This is a genomic window from Flavobacterium sp. 123, assembly GCF_003634825.1.
In the GTDB taxonomy this organism is placed as follows: domain Bacteria; phylum Bacteroidota; class Bacteroidia; order Flavobacteriales; family Flavobacteriaceae; genus Flavobacterium.
The window spans coordinates 2,149,676-2,173,069 of record NZ_RBXD01000001.1 but is presented as its reverse complement, the minus strand read 5'-3'; the positions used below and the strand labels follow the sequence as shown (position 1 = coordinate 2,173,069).

The window sequence follows — 23,394 nt, the reverse complement described above, 5'->3', positions numbered from 1 at the left end:
AATCACTATGGAAATTAAAGACAATACATTTACAAGGCAGTTCGAAACGATAGTTGAAAAAGGCTTAGTTTCTGTGGAATATTCCTTTCAAGAGAAAAAAATATTTTTAACAAAAATCAACGTACCAGATTCCTTTGATGACGAAGAATTCATCTCTAATTTCTTAAAGAAAATCATGGAAATAGCCATTGAAAGAAAATTAAAAGTTGTTCCTATTCTCCCGAAAATAGTAATCTTTTTTAAAAAGAATCCTGTTTATAAAGAATTACTTCCCCCAGGAATTAGATTATAAAAAAAGAGGTTGTTCACATGAACAACCTCTTTTTTTATATAATATATTTCGAAATTATTTTTCAATCTCTCGTAAGTTTTCCATTTTCTTATGTGCTAAGAAACCGGTAATATCTTCAAAATGTTCTTTTACTCTTTTGTTACCAAATTCAAAAACTTTAGTAGCCAATCCATCTAAGAAATCACGATCATGAGATACTAATATCAGAGTCCCATCAAAATCACGAAGCGCATCTTTAATAATATCTTTAGTTTTCATGTCTAAATGGTTGGAAGGTTCATCTAGAATCAACAGATTTACTGGCTCTAACAACAATTTAATCATTGCTAAACGCGTTTTTTCACCACCTGAAAGCACTTTTACTTTCTTTGTAATATCATCACCATGAAACATAAATGCTCCAAGAATATTTTTAATTTGTGTTCTAATTTCTCCTACCGCAATTCCATCGATTGTTTCAAAAATAGTAGCATTTTCATCTAACAAAGAAGCTTGATTTTGAGCAAAATAACCAATTTGTGCATTATGACCAACTTCTACAGAACCACCATTAATTTCGATTTCTTTCATTATGGCTTTAATCATCGTAGATTTACCTTCACCATTCTTACCCACAAAAGCTACTTTATCACCACGTTCAATTACAATATTGGCATCTTTAAAAATTAATTTATCCCCATAAGATTTCTCTAAATCTTTGACAACAACTGGATATTGACCAGAACGAACTGCCGGTGGGAATTTCAATTTTAATGCTGACGTATCCACTTCATCCACTTGAACTAAAACAAGTTTTTCCAGCATTTTTACCCTTGATTGAACCGCATCAGTTTTAGAAAAAGTTCCTTTAAAACGATCAATAAAAGTTTGATTATCAGCAATCATTTTTTGCTGTTCATCATAGGCTTTTTGTTGGTGAACACGACGATCTTTTCTAAGTTCTAAATAATGAGAATATTTAGCTTTATAATCATAAATACGCCCCATTGTTACCTCAATAGTACGGTTTGTAATATTATCCACAAAAGCTCTATCATGCGAAATTACCACAACAGCTTTAGCTGAATTAATCAAGAAATCTTCTAACCATTGAATACTTTCAATATCCATGTGGTTTGTAGGCTCATCTAACAAAATTAAATCTGGTTTTTGCAAAAGGATTTTAGCTAATTCAATTCGCATTCTCCATCCCCCTGAAAACTCTGAAGTTTGACGTGAAAAATCTTCTCGTACAAACCCTAATCCAACTAAAATTTTTTCTACTTCAGCTTCATAATTTACTTCTTCAATAGCATAAAATTTCTCGCTTAAGTCCGAAACTCTTTCAATCAATTTCATGTACTCATCACTTTCATAATCTGTACGAATGGTTAATTGCTCGTTGATTTCATCAATTTCAGCTTTCATTTTGAAAATTTCTCCAAAAGCTTTTGAAGCCTCTTCCATAACTGTAGCGCCATCTGTAGTCAATAAATGCTGTGGCAAATAAGCTACAATAGCATCTTTTGGCGCTGAAATATTTCCTGTTGATGGTTTGCTTTGCCCTGCAATTATTTTAAGAAGCGTTGACTTACCAGCTCCATTTTTACCCATAAGGGCAATTTTATCATTTTCATTTATAGCAAAAGAAACCTCGCTAAAAAGTGTCGTTCCACCAAATTGCACTGATATGTCGTTAACTGTAATCATTGTTTTTATTTAAAATTTAATCTTCAAAAATCAGAGTTATTCTTAAAATACGAAATCTTTTTTTTGAAGGTGCAAAGATAGTTTAAATAAGGAATTGGGCAATTGTAAAAATTTAAAAGGTTTTTTTAAAAAAAAATATTTTAAAAAAAACTTAAATAAAACTAAAATAAAGAACCGTTTCAAATGCTAACAAAACATTCTCTTATTGAAAAATTCATTCTTTTTCTTCAAAAAAACAGATTCAATTATTGTGTTTTTAAGTGTTTTCAGCAAAATTAATATGCAATACAAACAAGATACAGTCAGTTATAATTAATAAAATAAATCTTAACAAAAAATCAAAATACTGATAATCAATACTTTAAAAAATATAGAAATACACGAAAATATAGTTTCGTGTATTTAAAAAAAACAAAAAAAATAATTGTTGTAAATTAGTAGATAGCGCAAAGAACAACAGATTAATCTCTTGTGAATAAACACAAAATATAGAAAATTTATTTTTCCTATATTTTTAAAAATGAGGAAAACCGTAAAAAAAAAACACCCCATGCTACTAGTTTTACACCAGCAAATACAAGCTTCTACATTAGAAACTGGCATTAACATTAACTTATTAATAGGAATTGAAATACTTGCTTTGTTTATCGGCGCAGCTAGTGTCATATATGTCATTTTAAAAATTAGAAAAAAATAGAAGACGATATATTTAAGAATTGGAGCAACAGTAAAATTAATTAAGATGGCAAAAATTCATATAGATACAATTATAGAGGTAAGCGACAAATATTTGATTACGGTAATTGAACTTTGGCAGCAATATGATGTCAATTCAGTACTGATAGCATATTCAGAATTAAAGCGAAGGAACACAACAATTCCTGACGAAATTTTTAAAGAACTTAACAAATTCTGTAAAACAAATAATATTTAAAATATTCTTTAGCAAACACCCCTAGTTGCTAAGTAAAGAATACCAGATTAGCTCATCAAAAGATTCCTTCTAAATTTTAAAATTTAAGTCCCAAAAAACAGCAAACTGATTTGTATATAAATAATACATTTTAGGTCAGAAGAAAATTGCGCTTATTAAATTAAAAACCATGTCAACAAACAAATTTAAAAAAATTAGCGTATCAGAAAATGGAATCCTGTTAAGTTTAAAATCAAAAGAACTTAAAGAAATTTCCTTTTCTGAAATAGATAAAGTTTATATTACAGTTAACAATAAAAAAACAAATTATGTTTTTTTATTAGCTACAATATCCATTGGAATTGTGTTTTTATCATTGTTTTATTTGCCATTAGGCATAATCCTTTTAATCCCTTTATCAATGGTTGTAATCGGAATTATTATTAGCAATAATTATCAAAGTTACGGACTAAATATAGCTTTAAAAGATGGTGACATCTTCAAAAAAAGAATTTCTCAAAACTTAAAGTACGAAACTATTGATGTAGTCAACAACATCAAAGAAAAAATCTAATAATACAAAATGATTTCCCTCTCTTCTGCAGACTTAGAGAAATTTTATAAATTTAAATAGTCTCAAAACATTTATAAACGGAAAAAACCAACATGAATCGATATTTCTTTATTTTCATATTCTTCTTATTCATCACAGGAATAGAAGCTCAAAATATTGAATTTGACGAAAATTGCATCTTATTTCAAGATTACAAAACTAAATTACCCGTTTTAATTATTAAAGACTCTATTCTATACACAGGAAATCCTTTAAAAAAAGAAACCTATCATCATACAGACTACCCAGATAAGCTATGGCATTATAAAAATTTTGAAATAAAAGGCAAAAACTATCTAGTTCACGACGGCAGCGGCCCTGTTTTAGAATATCGTAACGATTCAATACTAAAAATCAACAACTCTAAATTGTTCGAGAACCAAATTGGAGCAGCAACTTTTGTTTACAAAGGAGAAATCTATTTTTTTGGCGGATACGGTATGTTTACTTACAAAAACATCCTCACAAAATATGATTTAAAAAATAAGGATTGGATTCAAGTACAAACTTTTGGAAATAAAATCCCTAGTCCTAGAAGTAGATTCTACAGCCATCTTGAACATGAAAATTTATATGTTTTTGGTGGGGATGAAGATGACCCAGATAATTTTCCCAATTTCAAAAAATGTGACAATGTCGTTTGGAGATTACACTTACCTACTATGCAGTGGCACAGAATGGGTAGCAGTAATTTGAACTTATTAGGAGAAAACACTTATATCCATTTTTCTGCAAACAACAAATTGTATTTAATTTCAACTGATGAGTACAATAAAGTTTATGAAATAGATATTGAAAAAAACACATTAAAAAAATACACTGAAAAAATCCTAATCAAACCCACTCAGATTTATTATGACAATCATAACAAAGAAATGGTTTGCGTTACATGGGGTTCGAATGGAAAATACAAACTATTCAAAACCAAATTAAATTCTTTTTTAGGGGAGCCCATTTATGAAACTCAATTTTTAGTTCCTTTTTATGAGGATATAAATGTAGCATCATTTGGTTTTAGCTTTTTATTTCTAGTCGTAATAGTATTACTTGCAATGTACTTAGTGAAGTATAAGAAAAATGATTTGAAACCTTTCAATGGAATTATATACAAAACAAACACGAACACGCTCTATTACAAAGGTAAATCTATTGATACTTTAGCAGATCCAGAACTGCGCATTTTAGTTTATCTAATTAAAAACACCTCGCGATTTATATCCCTAAATGAACTGAACCAATTATTTGAAAATTCTGACCAAAAAGAAAGTTTTGGAGCGATAGTAAAAAGGAGAGAATTATCAATGTCAACATTACTTTCGAAACTTTCATTAATAACGAATATCGCTGAAAAAGAATTACTAATAAATCGTAAAAACCCAAATGACAAAAGAATTAAAGAAATCAAATTAGACAATTCTTTTATTAAAATAAAATAACACATCTAATAAAAAAATGCTTGTTTCAATTAAATTTTAAACAAGCATTTTTTAGTTTATTGCAATTCTGAAGTTATTCCTTTCTCCACTTTTTAGTCTCTTCAAAAACATGTTCTAAAATAGCCGCTTCTTTTTCGTCAAATTCAACTCCTCTTCGGCTCATCACCAATCTAGCTGTTTCAAAAGCTTTTTTAGTTATGTATGTAGTAAATCCAGAAGCGCCACCCCAAGAAAAACTCGGTACAAAATTTCGAGGAAATCCACTACCAAAAATATTAGCACTAACTCCCACAACAGTTCCTGTATTGAACATAGTATTTATTCCACATTTACTATGATCTCCCATCATCAGCCCACAAAACTGCAATCCAGTTTTAGCAAAACCTTCGGTTTCATAACTCCACAATCGCACTTCTTCATAATTATTTTTCAAATTCGAATTGTTGCTATCTGCGCCAATATTACACCATTCACCAAGTACTGAGTTTCCTAAAAAACCATCGTGACCTTTATTAGAATACGCAAATAAGACCGCATTATTTATTTCGCCACCTACTCTAGAATGTGCCCCAACAGTTGTAGCTCCATATATTTTAGCACCCATTTTTACAGACGCATTGTCACATAATGCAAAAGGGCCTCTAATTAAACTACCTTCCATTATTTCGGTATTTTTACCAATATAAATAGGCCCTGAAGCTCCATTCAAAGTAACAAATTCTAATTTAGCTCCTTCTTCTATAAAAATATTTTCAGGGGCAATTACATTCACACTTTTTGGAATCGGCTGTGATTTTCTACCTTCTGTCAAAAATTCAAAATCTTCTCGAATAGCCAAATCATTTTTAGAAAAAATATCCCAAGTATTCTTCACTGTAATACAATCTTCATCATATTCTAAAATTTCGTAGGTGTCAAAATCTACTTCTTCCTGTTCCTCATTGGTGTAAAAAGCAATTACTTCATCTCCTTTAAAAATAGCTTGATTAGGCTCTAAATTACTCACCATTTCCACTAATATATCATTAGGCAGAAATGACGCATTAATCATTACATTTTGCTCTAATTCAACCATTGGAAATTTATCTGACAAATATTCTTCTGTTAATGTAGTTGTGGTAGAACCTAAACGCATTTCCCATTTTTGACGAATGGTCATAATCCCAATAAGAATATCAGCTACTGGGCGCGTGAAAGTGAAAGGTAATAATGCATTTCTGGATGGGCCGTCAAAAAGTATATAATTCATAAAATTGTTTATTGGTTATTCGGCCATTTGTTGATTCAAAAATTAATTTACCAACCTACCGTTTAATAATATTGACCTCAAAGTTACAAAGTTTTCAAGTAGATAAAAAACAAAAAGCCTCCCAAAAGGAAGGCTTTATTATATTTAAAAACAAGTTAAAATTATTTAACGTGTTTAGCGTATTTAGTTTTAAATTTATCAATACGTCCTGCAGTATCAATAAGTTTAGATTTACCTGTGTAAAAAGGGTGAGAAGTTCTTGAAATCTCCATTTTTACAACTGGATATTCAACACCATCAACAATAATTGTTTCTTTTGTATCTGCAGTAGATTTAGTAATAAAAACATCTTCGTTTGACATGTCTTTAAAAGCTACTAATCTGTAATTTTCTGGGTGTACACCTTTTTTCATCTTAAATCTTTTTTATTTGTTTCAATTATAACTTGCTTTGAAGCTTTTCTTCTAACAGAAAAGGTATAAACGCATTATAACTTTTTGTTTTTACATCATTATTTTGAGTTTGCAAATTTACACTTATTTTTTAATAATCAAATCTTTGTTAGTTTTTTTTATATAATTCTAAAAAGCATTTTTTAAGCCTGAATATATCGGGAATTGCTATATTTGTAGATTAATAATAAAAGAGCTACTAATGCTAAACGAAATTATAAAACGCAACGGAATTACATTTGGAATTACAACAGGAATAATCTCCTCTTTAATTACCGCTACTATATATGCAATCGACCTAAACCTTTTCACTTCTTGGTGGATTGGGATTTTAAGCATCGCTACTTATCTAACAATTGGTATTGTTCTACTTTCAAAAACTAAAAGAGAATTAAAAGGAGTTTTTCCATTCAAAGATGCTTTCACAACTTATTTTATATCTGCGGTTATTGGTATCTTAATTTCAGTAGTCTTTAATATTATTTTATTCAACATTATTGACCCATCAGCTAAAGATGCAGTAAAAGATTTAACTATCAAATATACCGTAAATATGATGCAGAAATTTGGCACACCTGCATCTGCAATAAACGAAGCGATAGCAAAACTCAAAGAAAATGATCCTTATTCAGTTGTTGAACTATTAAAAGGTTCTATTTTTAGTATTGTTTTCAGTTCAATCTTTGGCTTAGTTATGGCCGCATTTTTTAAAAGCAAACCTTCATCACAAGAATAATCCGTAATGAATTTATCTATACTCATACCGCTTCTCAATGAAGAGGAATCACTTCAAGAATTGTACAATTGGATTATTTCGGTAATGCAATCAAAAAATTACACCTACGAAATCATTTTTATTGATGATGGCAGTACTGATAATTCATGGGGAACTATTGAGCAATTTGCACATAAAAACCCTCATGTAAAAGGCATTCGTTTCATGAAAAATTTTGGAAAATCGCAAGCTTTACACGCTGGTTTTGCAAAAGCTCAAGGCGATGTCATAATCACTATGGATGCTGACTTACAAGACAGTCCTGAAGAAATTCCAGGATTATACGACATGATTATCGATGATAAATACGATTTGGTTTCTGGTTGGAAAAAGAAACGTTATGATTCGGTAGTAGCAAAAAATTTACCTTCAAAATTATTTAATTGGGCGGCTAGAAAAACTTCTGGCGTAGAACTAAATGATTTTAACTGTGGATTAAAATCCTATAGAAACGTAGTCGTTAAAAATATCGAAGTTTCTGGCGAAATGCATCGATACATTCCTGTATTGGCAAAAAATGCAGGTTTTAGTAAAATTGGAGAAAAAGTAGTTCAGCATCAAGCCCGAAAATACGGTGAAACTAAATTTGGAATGGAACGTTTCATAAATGGTTTCTTGGATTTAATTACCATTTGGTTTCTTTCCCGTTTTGGAAAAAGACCAATGCACTTATTTGGCGCTATGGGTTCTTTAATGTTCATTATCGGATTTTTGCTTGCTGGATATATTGGAATTTCTAAACTATACCATTTATATGCCGGTTTACATTATAATTTAGTTACGAGTAATCCTTGGTTTTATATTGCTTTAACAACCATGGTTTTAGGAACACAATTGTTTTTGGCTGGATTTCTTGGTGAAATTATTTTACGTACAAAAAACAACGAAGGCCGATACAAAGTTTCAAGTGAAGTAAATTTTTTGTAATTTCCAATTTCGGTTAAAATCAAAATTTCAAACTAAAAATACATACTATATGGACATTAAACAAAATATTTTAGACGCAGTAAATGAATGGTTAGCCCCAACATTCGATGCAGCTACGCAAGAAGCTGTTAAAACCATGATGACTTCCGCTCCAAAAGAACTAGAAGAAAGTTTTTATAAAAATCTTGAATTTGGAACGGGTGGTATGCGAGGTATTATGGGCGTTGGAAACAACCGAATCAATAAGTACACGCTTGGCAAAAGCACACAAGGTCTTTCGGATTATTTGCACACTGCATTTCCTAACCAACCTTTGAAAGCGGTTATAGCTTTTGATTGTCGCCATAATAGTAAAAGTTTAGCAAAAGTTGTAGCGGATGTTTTCTCTGCAAACGGAATTGAAGTTTATTTATTTTCAGATTTACGTCCAACACCTGAATTGTCATTTGCACTTAAATATCTAGGATGCCAATGCGGAATCGTCCTAACTGCATCACACAATCCACCAGAATACAATGGTTACAAAGTATATTGGCAAGATGGAGGACAAATTGTTCCACCAGAAGATGAAGGAATTATCAATGTAATTGAAAATTTAAATTACAATCAAATCAAGTTCGATGCGAATGAAAGTTTAATTCACTATATAGACAAAGATATTGACCAAGCTTTCATTAAATCATCTATTGAAAATGCCAGCTTTAATACTCCGGCTGAAGCCAAAGAAAATCTAAATATTGTTTTCACTTCTTTGCACGGAACATCCATAACATTAGTTCCAGATACCCTATCACAAGCAGGATATCCTAATGTAAACATAGTTGAAGAACAAAGAGTTCCAAACGGAGATTTTCCAACTGTCAAATCGCCAAATCCAGAAGAACCTGAAGCTTTAGCAATGGCATTAGCATTAGCTGATAAAACCAATTCCGATATTGTAATTGGTACCGATCCAGATTGCGACCGATTAGGTGTTGCTGTTCGAAATAACGAAGGCGAAATGACTTTGTTGAACGGAAACCAAACCATGATTTTGATGACTGCTTTCTTATTAGAAGAATGGAAAAAAGCAGGAAAAATCGATGGCAAACAATTTGTAGGATCTACAATCGTTTCTACACCTATGATTATGGAATTAGCATCAGCATACGGAGTGCAATTCAAAGTAGGATTAACAGGATTTAAGTGGATTGCCAAAATGATTAAAGATTTTCCAGAACTAAAATTCATTGGTGGTGGAGAAGAAAGTTTTGGATATATGGTAGGTGATGCGGTTCGTGATAAAGATGCTGTTGCGGCTACTTTATTGATTTGCGAAGTAGCAGCCCAAGCAAAAGCCAAAGGAAGCACCGTATACAAAGAACTATTAAAATTATATGTAGCACACGGTTTTTATAAAGAACATTTGATTTCTATTACTAAAAAAGGAATGGAAGGTCTAGCCGAAATCAACAAAATGATGGTGACTTTGCGTGAAAATCCAGTGAAAGAAATCAACGGTCAACGTGTTATCATGCTGGAAGACTACAAATCATCCGTAGCAAAAAATTTATTAACTGGTGAAGAAGAAATCATGGATATGCCTAAAGCAGATGTTTTGATTTATTATACTGAAGATGGCTCAAAAATTTGTGCTAGACCAAGTGGAACTGAACCAAAAATAAAATTTTATATCAGTGTAAATACAGCGTTGGATGCTGTTGAGAACTTCAAAAAAGTAGAAGACTCATTAAACGATAAAATAAAGAATATTATTATTGCAATGCAATTGAACTAATGGATAAAAACCTAATAAAACTAATTCCTTATACAAAACCTTATAAGTATAACATTATTTGGAATGTCATATACAACATTTTATATGCTTTGTTTAGCACTATTTCAATGTTGACACTATTCCCAGTTCTTGAAGTACTTTTTGGTAAAACAAAAAAAATTGAAAAAGAACCAATATATACTGGATTAGGAAATATTAAGCAATTTGGTTCTGATTTTTTATACTACAAAATTTCAGAATTAACAAAAGAGAACAGCATTCAAGTTGCGCTACTTTTTGTTGTTTTATTAGTTATTACAACCTTTTTATTCAAAAACTTATTTAACTATCTCGCTTCTTATCATATCATGCACCTAAAAAATGGAGTGCTTAGAGATTTGAGAAAAACAATGTATGATAAAATTGTAGAATTACCCATTTCGTATTATTCTGAAAAAAGAAAGGGTGATATTATGGCTCGTATGCTGGGTGATGTTAATGAGGTTCAAAACTCTTTTTTTTCTATTTTAGAGCTCGTTGTAAAAGAACCGCTGACTATCATTTTCACGTTGGTGACGATGTTTATAATAAGCGTAAAACTTACTTTGTTTGTTTTAATTTTTATGCCAATTTCTGGTTTAATTATTTCTAAAGTTGCAAAAAACCTGAGAGCACAATCATTAGAAGCACAAAAAGAAAGTGGCTTTCTTATTTCGATTGTTGATGAAAGTTTAGGTGGCCTTAAAGTGATTAAAAGTTACAATGCTGAACCAAATTTTAAAGGTAAATTTCTCGATTCTGTAACTCGTTTACTGAATTTATCAAACAGTATAGGAAGTAAAAATAATTTAGCAACACCACTGAGTGAATTTTTAGGTGTTACCACTATTGCAACCTTACTTTTTTACGGAGGAAATTTAGTATTAGTAGATAAAACATTAGACGGATCAGCCTTTATTGTTTACCTAACTTTAGCTTTCAACATTCTTACTCCTGCTAAAGCAATTTCTAAAGCATCTTATTCTGTGAAAAATGGATTAGCAGCAGCAGAACGTGTTTTTGAAGTATTAGAAGTTGAAAACGAAATTACTTCTAAAGAAAATGCTCTTGAAAAGACTTCTTTTAATTCTGAAATTACAATTAAAAATGTCAACTTTAAATACGAAGAAGAAACCGTTTTAAAAGACTTTACACTTGAAGTTAAAAAAGGACAAACAGTGGCATTAGTTGGACAATCCGGAAGCGGAAAAAGTACAATAGCAAATTTATTAACCCGTTTTTATGATGTAAAAGAAGGAACTATAAGCATTGACGGAACAGATATTAAAGACATCAATCTTCAATCCTTAAGAGGTCTAATGGGATTAGTAACTCAAGATAGTATTTTATTTAATGATACCATTAAAGCAAATGTTTCGCTTGGAAAATCAGATGCTACAGATGATGAAATTATTGAAGCTTTAAAAATTGCCAATGCCTTTGAATTTGTAAATGAACTTCCAAATGGTATTTATACTAATATTGGCGATAGCGGAAACAAACTTTCAGGAGGACAAAAACAACGATTATCAATTGCTCGTGCTGTATTGAAAAATCCTCCTATAATGATTTTGGATGAAGCTACATCTGCATTAGATACGGAAAGCGAAAAATTTGTTCAAGTTGCTTTAGAAAACATGATGCAAAACAGAACTTCAATTGTGATTGCGCACCGCCTTTCTACAATACAAAAAGCAGATAAGATTATTGTAATGAAAAAAGGAAAAATTGTAGAACAAGGTTCGCACGAAGAGCTTATCGCTATGAACGGAACTTATAACAAATTAGTAACTTTACAATCCTTTGAGTAACCTATAAATTTGTAACTTTAGGTTCCTTTATAAAGCTACAATGTACCTAAACAATTCAAACATAAAACTTCCAAACGACACGGATACTGTGGTTTGGAAGTATCTTGATTTATCTAAATTTTTAGATTTATTACTTTCTCAAAAACTATTCATGTCTCGATCTGACAAATTTGAAGATCAATACGAAGGCACATTTAGCGAACCTACTTTTGAAGAGATTAAAAAATTAGCCACGGATAATCCTGACTTTTTAAATTATTACAAAACACATCGGGAGAAAGTAGCCATTAGCAGCTGGCATATTAACGAATATGAATCGTTTGCAATGTGGCAAATTTTCACACAAAACAGCGAAGGTCTTGCTATTCAATCAACTATTGGACGATTACAAAAAGCATTAGACCCAGAACAAAACATCAATCAATACATTGGGGAGGTAAATTATATTGATTACAAAAAAGAATACATTCCTTTTGACGACATGTTTTTCCCTTTTTTATTCAAACGAAAAAGCTTTCAATACGAGCGCGAAGTCCGAATCATTTCAGATATTTCCGAAAGCAAAATAAAGATAAATGATGGTTTAAAAATAAATGTAGATATTGACCAATTAATCGAGAAAATCTACATCCATCCTAAATCTGAAAACTGGTATAAAAAACTAGTAATTCAACTAGTTTCTGAATTAGGCTTTAATTTTGAAATTGAAAAATCTGATTTGGAAAGTGATATTCTGATTTAATAAACCTTTAAACTGGTTTATAATTAATCACAGTCCAATTCTTGTTTGACAAATCAATGTAATTGTAGTGTACTACATCTTTTTTATCAAATTGACCATTTTTATTGGTATCCTCAACCGTTCTAAAGTACAAACGATTATTTGATTCTATTAGATTCCAATCTATCAATTCTTCAAAATCAGAAGAAACTTTTGTGAATTTTTCACCGCTAATTTTACTTAAATACAATGCTTTTATATCGCTTGTGTCTAATTTTCCATCTTTGTTAGTATCCATATCCACCATGGTATACACCAAAATTTGTTTATCAATCTTATCCGAAATTGATTTTAAATACGTAGCCGTCTGAATCAAAACGGGTTTATCAGTCAAAGGTTTTATAGAATCTGAGTCGATTTTTTGAAATTTTAGATTTTGCAAATAACCTGTAATCTCATATTTCGCTACATTCGAAATAGTAAAACTCAAATCATTAACACTCGAAGAACCATATTTAGTTTTTGTCCCTTTATCAAAAATACTTAAATCTCCCACAGGATGAATCAGGTAATTTGTTCCTTCCATCTGTATTGGCAAATCCGCAATTTCGATTTGTGTTGAATCTGTTTTAGTAATTACTGCCGTTTTATTAGACGCATCATAAATCACCCTTGGTTTTTCAACCTCTTCTTTACAACTTGCTAGTAACAAAAGTGAGATTCCTAATAAGGCTATGTGTATTTTTTTCATGTTGCTATTTTATTAAAAAATAAATTCAAATGTAATGATTTTTAAAAATGCTTTAACCGTATCCAATTCATTTATTTTCAGAAGAAATTACAAACGCACATTTAATTTTACATTAAAAACTCTTGTGGTCATGTAATTAGGAATTGCATATTGGTTTTTAGAATACACATCGCGAACCCAAGTATTGGTAATTGCATTTTGATTGTCAAAAAGATTAAAAATCTCCAATCCAATGGATAGTTCTTTCAAATTTTTAAGCCAACTATCATTTGACACTTTTGTCGAATTATCTATAAATACTTTTGAGAAACCTATATCCGCACGACGGTAATCATTCAATCTATTTTGGTACAAATAAGGATTCGCATAAGAAGGTGATCCGCCCGGTAATCCTGTATTGTACACTAAATTCAAATACAATTTAACGCTTGGAATATTAGGCATATAATCCTGAAATAAAAGTCCAAACTTTAACCTTTGATCCGTTGGTCTACTGATATATCCTACTCCATTACTATTTTCCTCAGTTTTTAAATACCCAAAACTTATCCAAGATTCTGTTCCTGGAACAAACTCACCATTCAAACGTAAATCCAATCCTTGTGCATAAGCAACCGCATTATTTGAAGCGGCATATCGAATTCTGACATTGTCAATTGTATACGTATTCACATCCGTCATCGATTTATAATACAATTCGGAAACTAATTTAAAAGGTCGCTTCCACATTTTAAAAGTATAATCAGAACTTAAAACAAAATGAATGGATTGCTGCGCTTTGACATTTGGCTGTACTATTCCTTCATTATCACGCAACTCTCTATAAAACGGCGGCTGACTGTACAAACCTCCAGATAGTCTAAAAATTATATCTTTTTCCCAATCAGGCTTCAATGAAAATTGGGCTCGCGGACTTAAAGTAGCCTGCGTTTTTCCATCAATAGCAGCACCCGAAATATTCCAACTATGAAAACGTACTCCTGCATTATACCAAACTTCACTAGTTCCAATGTTGCTTTTCAAACTCCATTGCGTATATCCTGAAAATCGGTTAATGGTATTAAAATTTGTTGCTATAACACTTTGATATGGCGCTAAAGGTCCTGCAAAAGAAGTGTAAGGTTGATTGTTTTTAGGCAATATAACAAGAGGTGGATTTAAAGAAAACCCAGCAGAATCGATTACTTCCCATTCAATAATTCTATCCCTGATAGACTCTCTTGTGTATTTAGTCCCCCACTCTAACGTATTCTTTTTCCAATCATAAGACCCTTTGAGTTCAATATTTGCAATTAAAGCATCTAAATCATTGCGAGCATGACTGAGTTCAGAACCAATTCCTCGAGTAAAACCAACATCCCCATAGGTTTCAGAACCAATAGTCGAATCCACTTCACCTAGTCGGTATTGAGCCAAAACATCAAAATGTTCTTGTTCCAAAGTGTGAAATAAAGAACCTATAAATTTCAAAGTAAAAGTGTCTGACGCTACAAAAGTTGATTTTATTGCTCCAAAATAGGTGTCATATTTATCCTTTTCCTGCCCTTCATAATAAACAGTCAAAGCCATTGGATTATCAATCGTTCCAAAATTAGTATTGCGAGATAAAGGCTTATATTGGTATTTATTTTGAGAAATATTCCCTAGAAAACTCCATTGCCATTTGGCGGAAGCCTGATAATTTATGTTTGTCTGAATATCCGCAAATGCTGGTGTGTAATTTGTTTTTGTTTCTTGGCTTTTGACCAAAAGACTATTGTTTCTATATCGAACTCCTGTTATTGCGGACCATTTTTTGTTTTTTGAAACAGCATCAACCGATACATTTCCACCAATAAAACTAGTTTCAAGAGTTGCTCCAAATTGAGTCGGTTTTCTATACGTAATATCTAAAACCGAAGATAATTTATCCCCAAATTTAGCTTGAAAACCTCCTGCCGAAAAATCTATATTTTGAACTAAATCCGTATTGGTAAAACTCAATCCTTCTTGTTGACCCGACCGAATCAGAAACGGACGATATACTTCAATTTCATTTACATAAACCAAATTCTCATCATAATTACCGCCTCGAACAGCATATTGTGTACTCAACTCATTATTAGAATTTACTCCAGGCAATGTTTTTAAAATATTTTCTATACCGGCATTTGCGCCAGGAATTTTTCGGAGGATTTCTGGTTGAATCGATTCAATTCCTTCGGCACGCTTTCTGTTTTTTGAAGTAACAATCACTTCACCCATTTGCTCCTGATTTTCATTCAAAACTGGATTAAACTCGAAAGATTCATTTGTTTTTAAAGCAATTCTCATCGTTACTTTTTTTAATGAAATGTGCGAAAAAACAATAGCTACTATTTTATTGGCAGGAATAACTATTTCATAAAAACCATTCGCATTTGATTGTGTGCCTTTACCTAAATAAGACACATTTACGCCCTCAACAGCTTGTTTATTTGTATCGAGAACAACCCCTCTAACAAATGCTGATTGAGCTAAACAGGAATATCCAATCCCAAAGAATAAGAAAACAAATATGATTTTGATACCATTCAAATGATGAAGATTTTATTTTTTTTGACTTCTAAAGAAATGCGTCTCAAAGGTAGTTGAATTTCCTACATTATCAATTACAACAACTTTTAAATCATTAGTACCTTCAGCAACAATACCATCGCTGAAATTATGAGTGATTTTTTTGGTTTTATTATCGTATTCAAATAATATCCATTTCCCATTTAAGTATCCATTATATGATTTTATACCCGAAAGTGAATCACTAATTGTGAGTTGAATATTCTTTACTCCAGTCAACCATTTTCCTGCAATAGGTTTTAAAATAGAAATTTTTGGTGCAATTGTATCCAAAATTAATTTATACTGACCTAATGTTTTTGATCTGGCTGTAAAAACATTAGCTTTTCGATAGGTTGTATTGTAATTGATTTTATTATCTTCAATTCTGCCAATAAATATTTTTTCCCGCTGTGCTTCTGTGAAAAGTGAGTCTACAATTGTAATAGTGAAATTAGAATGAGCAGGAACAGTATCTTCATGAAGATATAAAACATTGTTTTTTACATCAAAATTCATGTCAAAATCATCATAAAAAGTGTTGGCAGGAAAAAACACCGACATATTCTCTTTAGCAAAATTATTGTCTTTACTCGATTTTATAAAATAACTCGATGTTTTAGATTCCGGTTCAATTATAGTAGATAATAAATCATATTCAATAGGTATTGAAACCACCGTTTGATTATTATAAAAATCAGAAACTTCAATACGACATACCGAAGATAAATTTGGCACAACCTGAGTAACCCCATAACTGGCATCCGTGACAATAAAGTTCAACGCATAGGGCTTTTTCATAAATAATTTTTGAACTCTTTGATCTGTTTTTTTATACTTCGAATAATCAATTAGCGCATTAACATAGCGCATATCATCAAAAGAGTACGTATCAAACTGATAGCCAAAATTTGGAGTTCCGTTAAGATAAGACTGCACTTTATACACCCCATTTTTATTAAATGAAACATCATCAAAATCATTGGCAATGATGCCAAAACCTATTTTACCATTAGCGATAACTTTATCTGACAAATAGGTACCATCTTTTTGCAAAGTCATATTTAATAACAAGGGACGCATGGATTGATTCACACTCGTTTTTGAATCCAATGGATAAACATAGACCCCTGAAACTATTGGTTTTGTAGTATCTCTAAGAAATTTTTGAAATCCAAAAAGCATTGGATTAATAATTTTTTCTGTTTTTGTATCTCTAAACTCAAAATGCAAATGAGGACCTTCAGAAGCACCTGTATTTCCAGAAAAAGCAATTAATTGTCCTTTTTTGATAGGAATTTCATTTGGCTTGTAAAACATTTCTATTTCAAAAGATTGCTCTTTGTAATGTGTTTTTTTAATAAAAGTTTCGATTGAATCTGATGCTTTTTGTAGATGTCCATAAACTGAAGTATAACCATTTGGGTGGTCTATATAAATTGTTTTTCCGTTACCAAAAGTTGATATTTTTATTCTTGAAATGTAGCCATCGGCAACCGCATATACATTGAACCCCTCTTTTTGCATGGTTTTAAAATCAAAACCAGCGTGAAAATGATTTGGTCTTAATTCTCCAAAATTACCTGACAATTGCACCGGAATATCCAGTGGGGAACGAAAATAATCTTTAGGATAATCGTTTTGAGCAAAAACAGTACAGCTAAATAAAATACAAAATGCAAATAATTTCATTGGGTTCATTTTTGCTAAGATAAAAAAAGTAATGCATAAAAAAACACAAAATACGCCAAATCGTAACCAACTGGCTACAAGAAGATTATTTTTTTTAATGTAAAAAAACAAATAAAATATTGTAATAATAAAAAGGAATACTAACTTTGTAAGATTAAGTAATGAATAGGATATATAATGAGTGTAATTGCAGAAATAATTGATACTCTTGAAAATAAGGTTGGCAAACTTTTTATAAAAATAAAAAGTTTAGAAAAAACCAATCAAGATTTGAAAATAGAATTAACAACTGCTGCAGCTATCATACAAACGCAATCTCAAGAAATTGAAACGCTTAAAAAGCAGTATGAAACACTTAAAATTGCCAATACATTACTAGGCAGCGACGAAAACAAAAGAGATACAAAGCTTAAAATAAATTCATTAATTCGTGAAATTGATTACTGTATAGCACAGCTATCAGATTAGTAAAAAATATGGACGATAAGCTTAAAATTAAAATATCAATTGCAGACAGAGTCTACCCGTTAACGGTAGAACTATCTCAGGAAGAAGGGCTTCGAAGCGCTTCAAAAAAAATTGATATGATGATAAAGCAATTTGAAGAAAATTATGCCGTTCGTGATAAGCAAGATGTATTAGCCATGTGTGCGTTACAGTTTGCATCAAAATCCGAACAAAAACAAATTGATAATGCCATTGATGGCGAAGCGACTATTGAACGAATTAAAAAAATCAATGCGCTTTTAGATCAATATCTCGACAATTAACGTTCTTTACATAGACTAAGATACTGCCTACATTAGTTCACATTTGGTAAACTCAACACTAACAATTTAGAATGAGCAAATCATCGTTACTATAACAAGCCAATTCAGTTTGGAAGTTTGAACAACGAGTTAGCTCAAAACTTGTCTTTTCGAGTTTATTCAAGCAATCTAATGTAGGCTTTTTTATATATAAATTTTAACAAACATGGACAACATATTAACGATCATTATTTCAGGAATTATTGGTATAGCTGGAGGTTTTGCAATAGCAAAAATCATAGAAAAAAGCAATATTTCTAACCTAATCAAAAACGCAAAGAAAGAAGCAGCATCAATTTTAAAAGACGCAAATCTTGAAGCGGAGAACATTAAAAAAGATAAAATTCTTCAAGCAAAAGAAAAATTTATCGAACTAAAATCAGAACACGAACAAGTAATACTTTCCCGCGATAAAAAAGTAGCAGAAGTAGAAAAAAGAGTTCGTGATAAAGAATCTCAAATCTCAAATGAATTAGCTAAAGCCAAAAGAGTTAATGACGACTTTGAAGCTAAAACACTTGAATACACTAATAAAATAGAAACTTTAGACAAAAAACAAGCTGAAGTTGATAAATTACACAAAAGCCAATTGCAACAATTAGAAGTAATTTCTGGATTGTCTGCCGAAGAAGCAAAAGAGCAATTAGTTGAAGGATTAAAATCTGAAGCTAAAAGCAAAGCGATGTCTCATATACAAGATACAATTGAGGAAGCTAAACTTACTGCGCAACAAGAAGCGAAGAAAATTATCATCAACACAATCCAAAGAGTTGGAACAGAGGAAGCTGTAGAAAATTGCGTTTCTGTTTTCAACATTGAATCTGATGATGTTAAAGGACGTATCATTGGTCGTGAAGGTCGAAATATTAGAGCACTTGAAGCTGCAACTGGTGTTGAAATCATTGTAGATGATACTCCAGAAGCGATTATTCTTTCTTGCTTTGATCCAGTTCGTAGAGAAATTGCTCGTTTGTCTTTACACAAATTAGTTACTGATGGACGTATTCACCCTGCACGTATTGAAGAGGTGGTTGCTAAAACAGCTAAACAAATTGACGATGAAATCATTGAAGTAGGTAAGCGTACTGTTATTGATTTAGGTATCCATGGATTGCATCCTGAATTAATAAAAGTTGTAGGACGCATGAAATACCGTTCTTCTTATGGTCAAAACTTATTGCAACACTCTCGCGAAGTATCAAAACTTTGTGGAATTATGGCTGCTGAATTAGGACTTAATGTAAAACTTGCTAAAAGAGCTGGTTTATTACATGATATTGGTAAAGTTCCAGATACTGAAAGTGATTTACCACACGCTTTATTAGGAATGCAGTGGGCAGAAAAATATGGCGAGAAAGAAGAGGTTTGCAACGCGATTGGTGCGCACCACGATGAGATAGAAATGAAATCATTATTATCTCCAATTATACAAGTTTGTGATGCTATATCTGGAGCAAGACCTGGAGCAAGAAGACAAGTATTAGATTCTTACATTCAACGTTTAAAAGATTTAGAAGAAGTAGCTTACGGGTTTAGTGGAGTTAAAAATGCTTACGCTATTCAAGCGGGTAGAGAACTTCGTGTTATTGTAGAAAGCGAAAAAGTTTCGGATGACAATGCTGCAACTTTATCTTTTGAAATATCACAAAAAATTCAAACAGAGATGACCTATCCTGGTCAAGTTAAAGTAACTGTAATCAGAGAAACTAGAGCAGTTAATATTGCAAAATAAAGTTTAATCGTTTGTCGAATTAAACAAAAATAAAAAAGCATTTCAGAAGTTTCTGAGATGCTTTTTTTATTCAATATAATGAAGACGAAATCCTAACCTTTCCTTGGATGAAAAGAATTAATTACTTGCGTCAAAAACTTTCTGTCGAGATGTACGTATATTTCTGTGGTCGTTATGGATTCATGACCTAACATCAATTGTATTGAGCGTAGATCAGCACCATTTTCAAGAAGATGTGTGGCAAAAGAATGTCGCAACGTATGAGGACTAATAGTCTTGTTCAACTTATTCTTTACAGCTAAATCTTTTATTATAGTAAAAATCATAGCTCGAGTAAGCTGGCTACCTCGCCTATTTAAAAACAATATATCTTCAAAACCCTTCTTAATAGTGATGTGATTTCGGATGTTATTTCTATAAATTTCTATATACTTTTGAGTTAAATCACCAATGGGTACGAAACGTTGCTTATTCCCTTTTCCAGTAACTTTGACAAACCCTTCTTCCAAAAACAAATCGGATATTTTTAACGAAACTAATTCAGAAACCCGAAGTCCACATCCATAGAGCGTTTCTAACATAGCCCGATTGCGCTCTCCTTCATTTGATGTTAAATCAATAGCAGAAATGAGCGAATCAATTTCATCTACAGAAAGCGTATCGGGTAATTTTCGGCCTGTCTTTGGTGTTTCTATTAATTCCAAAGGATTGTCCGAACGCAAATCTTCAAAGATTAAATAACTAAAAAAACTTTTAAGCCCTGAAATTATCCTTGCTTGTGAACGAGGATTAACTTGTTTTGAAACACTATAAATAAATTGCTGAATGGTTTCTTCTTTTATTTTTATTGGAGAAATTACAATCTCGTTTTGGGATAAAAAAAGACAGAGCCGTTCTAAGTCAAAAGAATAATTTTCGATTGTATTCTTTGACAAACCACGCTCAATTCTTAGATAGGATTGATAATTTTTTATATAAGATTTCCAATTCATGATACAAAGTAAAGCTATTTATAACGCATAAAAAAACCTCTCCAAAAGAGAGGTTTTACTTAAACCAAATTGTCGATTAAAATTTATATCCAACACCTGCAAAAAAACCACTAATTTTTGCACTATATCCTGACGGCGCATTTTCTATTAAGTTAGTTAAACCTAAATTATATTTTGCTTCAATACTCAGGTTTTTATTAATATCATATGCCCCACCAAAATCTAGACCTAAACCAAATGTTTTAACACCAGGAGTTTTTTTGTCCAAATCAAACAGCAAATCTGGACCTAATAGAAGGCTTAATTTATCTACTACCACAACTTTTGCAAGAATTGGCAATTGCAATTGTTTTGAATCCTTAATAAAGACTAATTCTAATTCAGGTTGAATATGAAATTGATTTGAAACTGTAAAATCAACTAAAGCCCCTATGTAAAAACCAGTCTCTGACTCTGAGACTGAACCACCTGGGTAAACTCCTTTTGCAGATGCGAAATCAAGTCCTGCCATTACTCCAAATTTTGCTTCTTGAGCATTTGTAAATCCATAGACTAATAATGAAACCATTACTAAGACAATCTTTTTCATTTAATTATATTTTAAGGTTAGTGTAGTAAATATAAGCAATATGAAATTAAAATTAGTAACTATTTTCTTATTTAATAACATTCTATTTAATCAATAAATAAGAAACCCTTCCAAAATATTAGAAGGGTTCTATTATTCAGTTAAATAGTGAAACATTTAAAAATGCAAGGCAAATCCAACATTAACTTGAAAAGTATCTTGGTCACTATAATTATTATTTAAACTCAAATTATATCGTATTCCAGGCTCAATACTCACATTAGATCCTAGAAACCAAGCATATCCGGCTTGTAAACCTAAATAAGACGGATCTTCAGGTTCATCTTTCATTGTAGCACCCGAGTAATCAACTTGAACTGGAAACATACTTACAATATAGTATTTTGCGCCAATTTTATAGGAAAAGATATTTGTGTCAAAAATATCTGTGTTCATCCCACCGTAACCTAAACCTACTTTTACGGCTAAATCATTAACTACAAAATAACCCGCTTCAGCACCTATATTATATACAGAGTCACCGTTTGTAGAAGAATAACTAAACCCGGTGTTAGCTCCCATAGGAGTTCCAAAACCAGTGTTAACTTCTATCAACCATTTACCTTCAGATGTTTGACCATCACCTTTTTTTTCCTGTGCATTAACAAGACTAGATGTTAATACGACTACTAAAACTAAAATAATTTTTCTCATAATTATATTATTTAGAATTGATACTTCAAAGTTAAAAAATACTAGTTTAATTTTGTTTAAAAAACCAATAAAACAACTGATTAGCAGTATATTAACCTACAAATCATTTGTAATTATAAAAAATAGACTACAATTAAATTTAAAAAAACAGCTCTATTTAACACTAAATTACTCTAAATTTGGTATCACAATTGCGGCAACTAATTTTACAATTAAAAAATGAGATGCAATAATTGTCAAATTGAAGAGTTTTAACTTAAGAGTTTAATTAATAATCGTTTAAAATCAATACCATGAAAAAAGTAATTTTAGCAACAATCTTGTTTCTTGCAGTTTCAATAAACATGCAAGCGCAACTAGTAAAATTAGGAATTAAAGGAGGGATAAATTATGCAAATCAAAGCGGAACAGACATCACTGTAAATTCGATTAATTATAACAGTACTGATGCAATCACAAGCTACCATATAGGTTTAGTTGCTGAACTTAAACTAACAGATGGTTTAGCCATTCAACCTGAGTTATTATATTCTACACAAGGTGCTACTTACAAAAATGCAATAACAGAATTTAAAAATGAATTGGGTTATATCTCAATTCCTGTTCTTGCAAAAATCAGTTTAAATAAAAGTATAAGTTTAGATTTAGGCCCACAAGCTTCATTTTTATTGAGCGAAAAAAACGAATTTGATTATAAAAATTCTAAAACATTTGAATTTGCTGCAGCTGGTGGTTTAACTCTTAAAGTTACTAAAAGTCTATTTATCCAAGGTAGATATGTACTAGGTCTTACAGAAGCTTCAAAAGATGCTCAAATTAAGAACTCAGTTCTACAGGTTTCTGCAGGAATATTATTTTAAAAATAAAAAACTATTTTTATCAAAACCGT

The 23,394-nt window shown here is 31.2% G+C and carries 22 protein-coding genes and 1 other RNA gene; 14 read left to right on the top strand and 9 right to left on the bottom strand.

Annotated elements, in window-relative coordinates:
* The first annotated feature begins 7 nt into the window (after positions 1-7).
* Positions 8-292 (top strand): GNAT family N-acetyltransferase, encoded by a 285-nt coding sequence (locus C8C88_RS09580; protein ID WP_121338632.1) that lies wholly within the window; start codon positions 8-10, stop codon positions 290-292.
* Between the two features lie 54 nt (positions 293-346).
* Here the strand turns inward: C8C88_RS09580 and C8C88_RS09575 are convergent, their stop codons facing one another.
* Positions 347-1,981 (bottom strand): ABC-F family ATP-binding cassette domain-containing protein, encoded by a 1,635-nt coding sequence (locus C8C88_RS09575; RefSeq protein ID WP_121337870.1) that lies wholly within the window; start codon positions 1,979-1,981, stop codon positions 347-349.
* 742 nt (positions 1,982-2,723) lie between these two features.
* Between C8C88_RS09575 and C8C88_RS09570 the strand changes: the two genes are divergently transcribed.
* From C8C88_RS09570 to C8C88_RS09560, 3 genes are all read left to right on the top strand, one after another.
* Entirely contained in the window at positions 2,724-2,915 is a 192-nt protein-coding gene (locus tag C8C88_RS09570) for a hypothetical protein (protein ID WP_121337869.1), read from the top strand.
* Positions 2,916-3,084: 169 nt separating this feature from the next.
* On the top strand, positions 3,085-3,468 hold the full coding sequence (locus C8C88_RS09565) for a hypothetical protein (protein WP_121337868.1): 384 nt from the start codon (positions 3,085-3,087) through the stop codon (positions 3,466-3,468).
* 92 nt (positions 3,469-3,560) lie between these two features.
* A complete protein-coding gene (locus tag C8C88_RS09560) occupies positions 3,561-4,943 on the top strand; it encodes a hypothetical protein (protein WP_121337867.1) in 1,383 nt (460 codons plus the stop codon).
* A gap of 73 nt (positions 4,944-5,016) precedes the next feature.
* Here C8C88_RS09560 and C8C88_RS09555 read toward each other — a convergent pair whose 3' ends face one another.
* The gene (locus C8C88_RS09555) at positions 5,017-6,192 is read right to left on the bottom strand and encodes a GlmU family protein (RefSeq protein WP_121337866.1); all 1,176 of its coding nucleotides are present in this window, start codon (positions 6,190-6,192) and stop codon (positions 5,017-5,019) included.
* Positions 6,193-6,353: 161 nt separating this feature from the next.
* On the bottom strand, positions 6,354-6,605 hold the full coding sequence (locus C8C88_RS09550; protein ID WP_121337865.1) for a type B 50S ribosomal protein L31: 252 nt from the start codon (positions 6,603-6,605) through the stop codon (positions 6,354-6,356).
* 241 nt (positions 6,606-6,846) lie between these two features.
* Between C8C88_RS09550 and C8C88_RS09545 the strand changes: the two genes are divergently transcribed.
* Genes C8C88_RS09545 through C8C88_RS09525 form a run of 5 tightly spaced genes read left to right on the top strand, consistent with a single transcriptional unit; the run spans position 6,847 to position 12,694 of the window.
* Positions 6,847-7,380, top strand: a complete 534-nt coding sequence (locus C8C88_RS09545; protein ID WP_121337864.1) for a DUF4199 domain-containing protein — start codon at positions 6,847-6,849, stop codon at positions 7,378-7,380.
* Positions 7,381-7,386: 6 nt separating this feature from the next.
* On the top strand, positions 7,387-8,346 hold the full coding sequence (locus tag C8C88_RS09540) for a glycosyltransferase family 2 protein (RefSeq protein WP_121337863.1): 960 nt from the start codon (positions 7,387-7,389) through the stop codon (positions 8,344-8,346).
* Between the two features lie 49 nt (positions 8,347-8,395).
* The gene (locus C8C88_RS09535; protein WP_121337862.1) at positions 8,396-10,123 is read left to right on the top strand and encodes a phospho-sugar mutase; all 1,728 of its coding nucleotides are present in this window, start codon (positions 8,396-8,398) and stop codon (positions 10,121-10,123) included.
* The gene (locus tag C8C88_RS09530; RefSeq protein WP_121337861.1) at positions 10,123-11,952 is read left to right on the top strand and encodes an ABC transporter ATP-binding protein; all 1,830 of its coding nucleotides are present in this window, start codon (positions 10,123-10,125) and stop codon (positions 11,950-11,952) included. The genes C8C88_RS09535 and C8C88_RS09530 overlap by 1 nt, the downstream gene beginning before the upstream one ends.
* Before the next feature lie 40 nt (positions 11,953-11,992).
* The gene (locus tag C8C88_RS09525; protein ID WP_121337860.1) at positions 11,993-12,694 is read left to right on the top strand and encodes a DUF2971 domain-containing protein; all 702 of its coding nucleotides are present in this window, start codon (positions 11,993-11,995) and stop codon (positions 12,692-12,694) included.
* Positions 12,695-12,701: 7 nt separating this feature from the next.
* On the opposite strand, the gene C8C88_RS09520 is transcribed toward C8C88_RS09525, so the two are convergent.
* The 3 genes from C8C88_RS09520 to C8C88_RS09510 form a co-directional block, all read right to left on the bottom strand.
* A complete protein-coding gene (locus C8C88_RS09520) occupies positions 12,702-13,424 on the bottom strand; it encodes a hypothetical protein (RefSeq protein ID WP_121337859.1) in 723 nt (240 codons plus the stop codon).
* Positions 13,425-13,511: 87 nt separating this feature from the next.
* Positions 13,512-15,980 (bottom strand): carboxypeptidase-like regulatory domain-containing protein, encoded by a 2,469-nt coding sequence (locus C8C88_RS09515; RefSeq protein ID WP_121337858.1) that lies wholly within the window; start codon positions 15,978-15,980, stop codon positions 13,512-13,514.
* A gap of 12 nt (positions 15,981-15,992) precedes the next feature.
* Positions 15,993-17,690, bottom strand: a complete 1,698-nt coding sequence (locus tag C8C88_RS09510; protein ID WP_121338631.1) for a M23 family metallopeptidase — start codon at positions 17,688-17,690, stop codon at positions 15,993-15,995.
* Positions 17,691-17,867: 177 nt separating this feature from the next.
* Between C8C88_RS09510 and C8C88_RS09505 the strand changes: the two genes are divergently transcribed.
* The 4 genes from C8C88_RS09505 to rny all read left to right on the top strand — a co-directional run bounded on the left by C8C88_RS09505 (position 17,868) and on the right by rny (position 20,231).
* Positions 17,868-18,158 carry a hypothetical protein gene (locus C8C88_RS09505; RefSeq protein WP_121337857.1) on the top strand — a complete coding sequence of 97 codons (291 nt, stop codon included), beginning with the start codon at positions 17,868-17,870 and terminating at the stop codon, positions 18,156-18,158.
* Positions 18,159-18,166: 8 nt separating this feature from the next.
* Positions 18,167-18,460, top strand: coding sequence for a cell division protein ZapA (locus tag C8C88_RS09500; RefSeq protein ID WP_121337856.1), 294 nt, complete (start codon positions 18,167-18,169; stop codon positions 18,458-18,460).
* A 50-nt stretch (positions 18,461-18,510) separates the two neighbouring features.
* Positions 18,511-18,617, top strand: a non-coding RNA gene (gene ssrS / locus C8C88_RS09495) — 6S RNA.
* A 48-nt stretch (positions 18,618-18,665) separates the two neighbouring features.
* Entirely contained in the window at positions 18,666-20,231 is a 1,566-nt protein-coding gene (gene rny / locus C8C88_RS09490; RefSeq protein ID WP_121337855.1) for a ribonuclease Y, read from the top strand.
* Positions 20,232-20,323: 92 nt separating this feature from the next.
* Here rny and xerD read toward each other — a convergent pair whose 3' ends face one another.
* The 3 genes from xerD to C8C88_RS09475 all read right to left on the bottom strand — a co-directional run bounded on the left by xerD (position 20,324) and on the right by C8C88_RS09475 (position 22,505).
* A complete protein-coding gene (gene xerD / locus C8C88_RS09485; protein ID WP_121337854.1) occupies positions 20,324-21,223 on the bottom strand; it encodes a site-specific tyrosine recombinase XerD in 900 nt (299 codons plus the stop codon).
* A 76-nt stretch (positions 21,224-21,299) separates the two neighbouring features.
* Positions 21,300-21,812 carry an outer membrane beta-barrel protein gene (locus C8C88_RS09480; RefSeq protein ID WP_121337853.1) on the bottom strand — a complete coding sequence of 171 codons (513 nt, stop codon included), beginning with the start codon at positions 21,810-21,812 and terminating at the stop codon, positions 21,300-21,302.
* 156 nt (positions 21,813-21,968) lie between these two features.
* A complete protein-coding gene (locus tag C8C88_RS09475) occupies positions 21,969-22,505 on the bottom strand; it encodes a hypothetical protein (RefSeq protein ID WP_121337852.1) in 537 nt (178 codons plus the stop codon).
* Between the two features lie 293 nt (positions 22,506-22,798).
* Between C8C88_RS09475 and C8C88_RS09470 the strand changes: the two genes are divergently transcribed.
* Entirely contained in the window at positions 22,799-23,365 is a 567-nt protein-coding gene (locus C8C88_RS09470; RefSeq protein ID WP_121337851.1) for a porin family protein, read from the top strand.
* Positions 23,366-23,394: the final 29 nt, after the last annotated feature.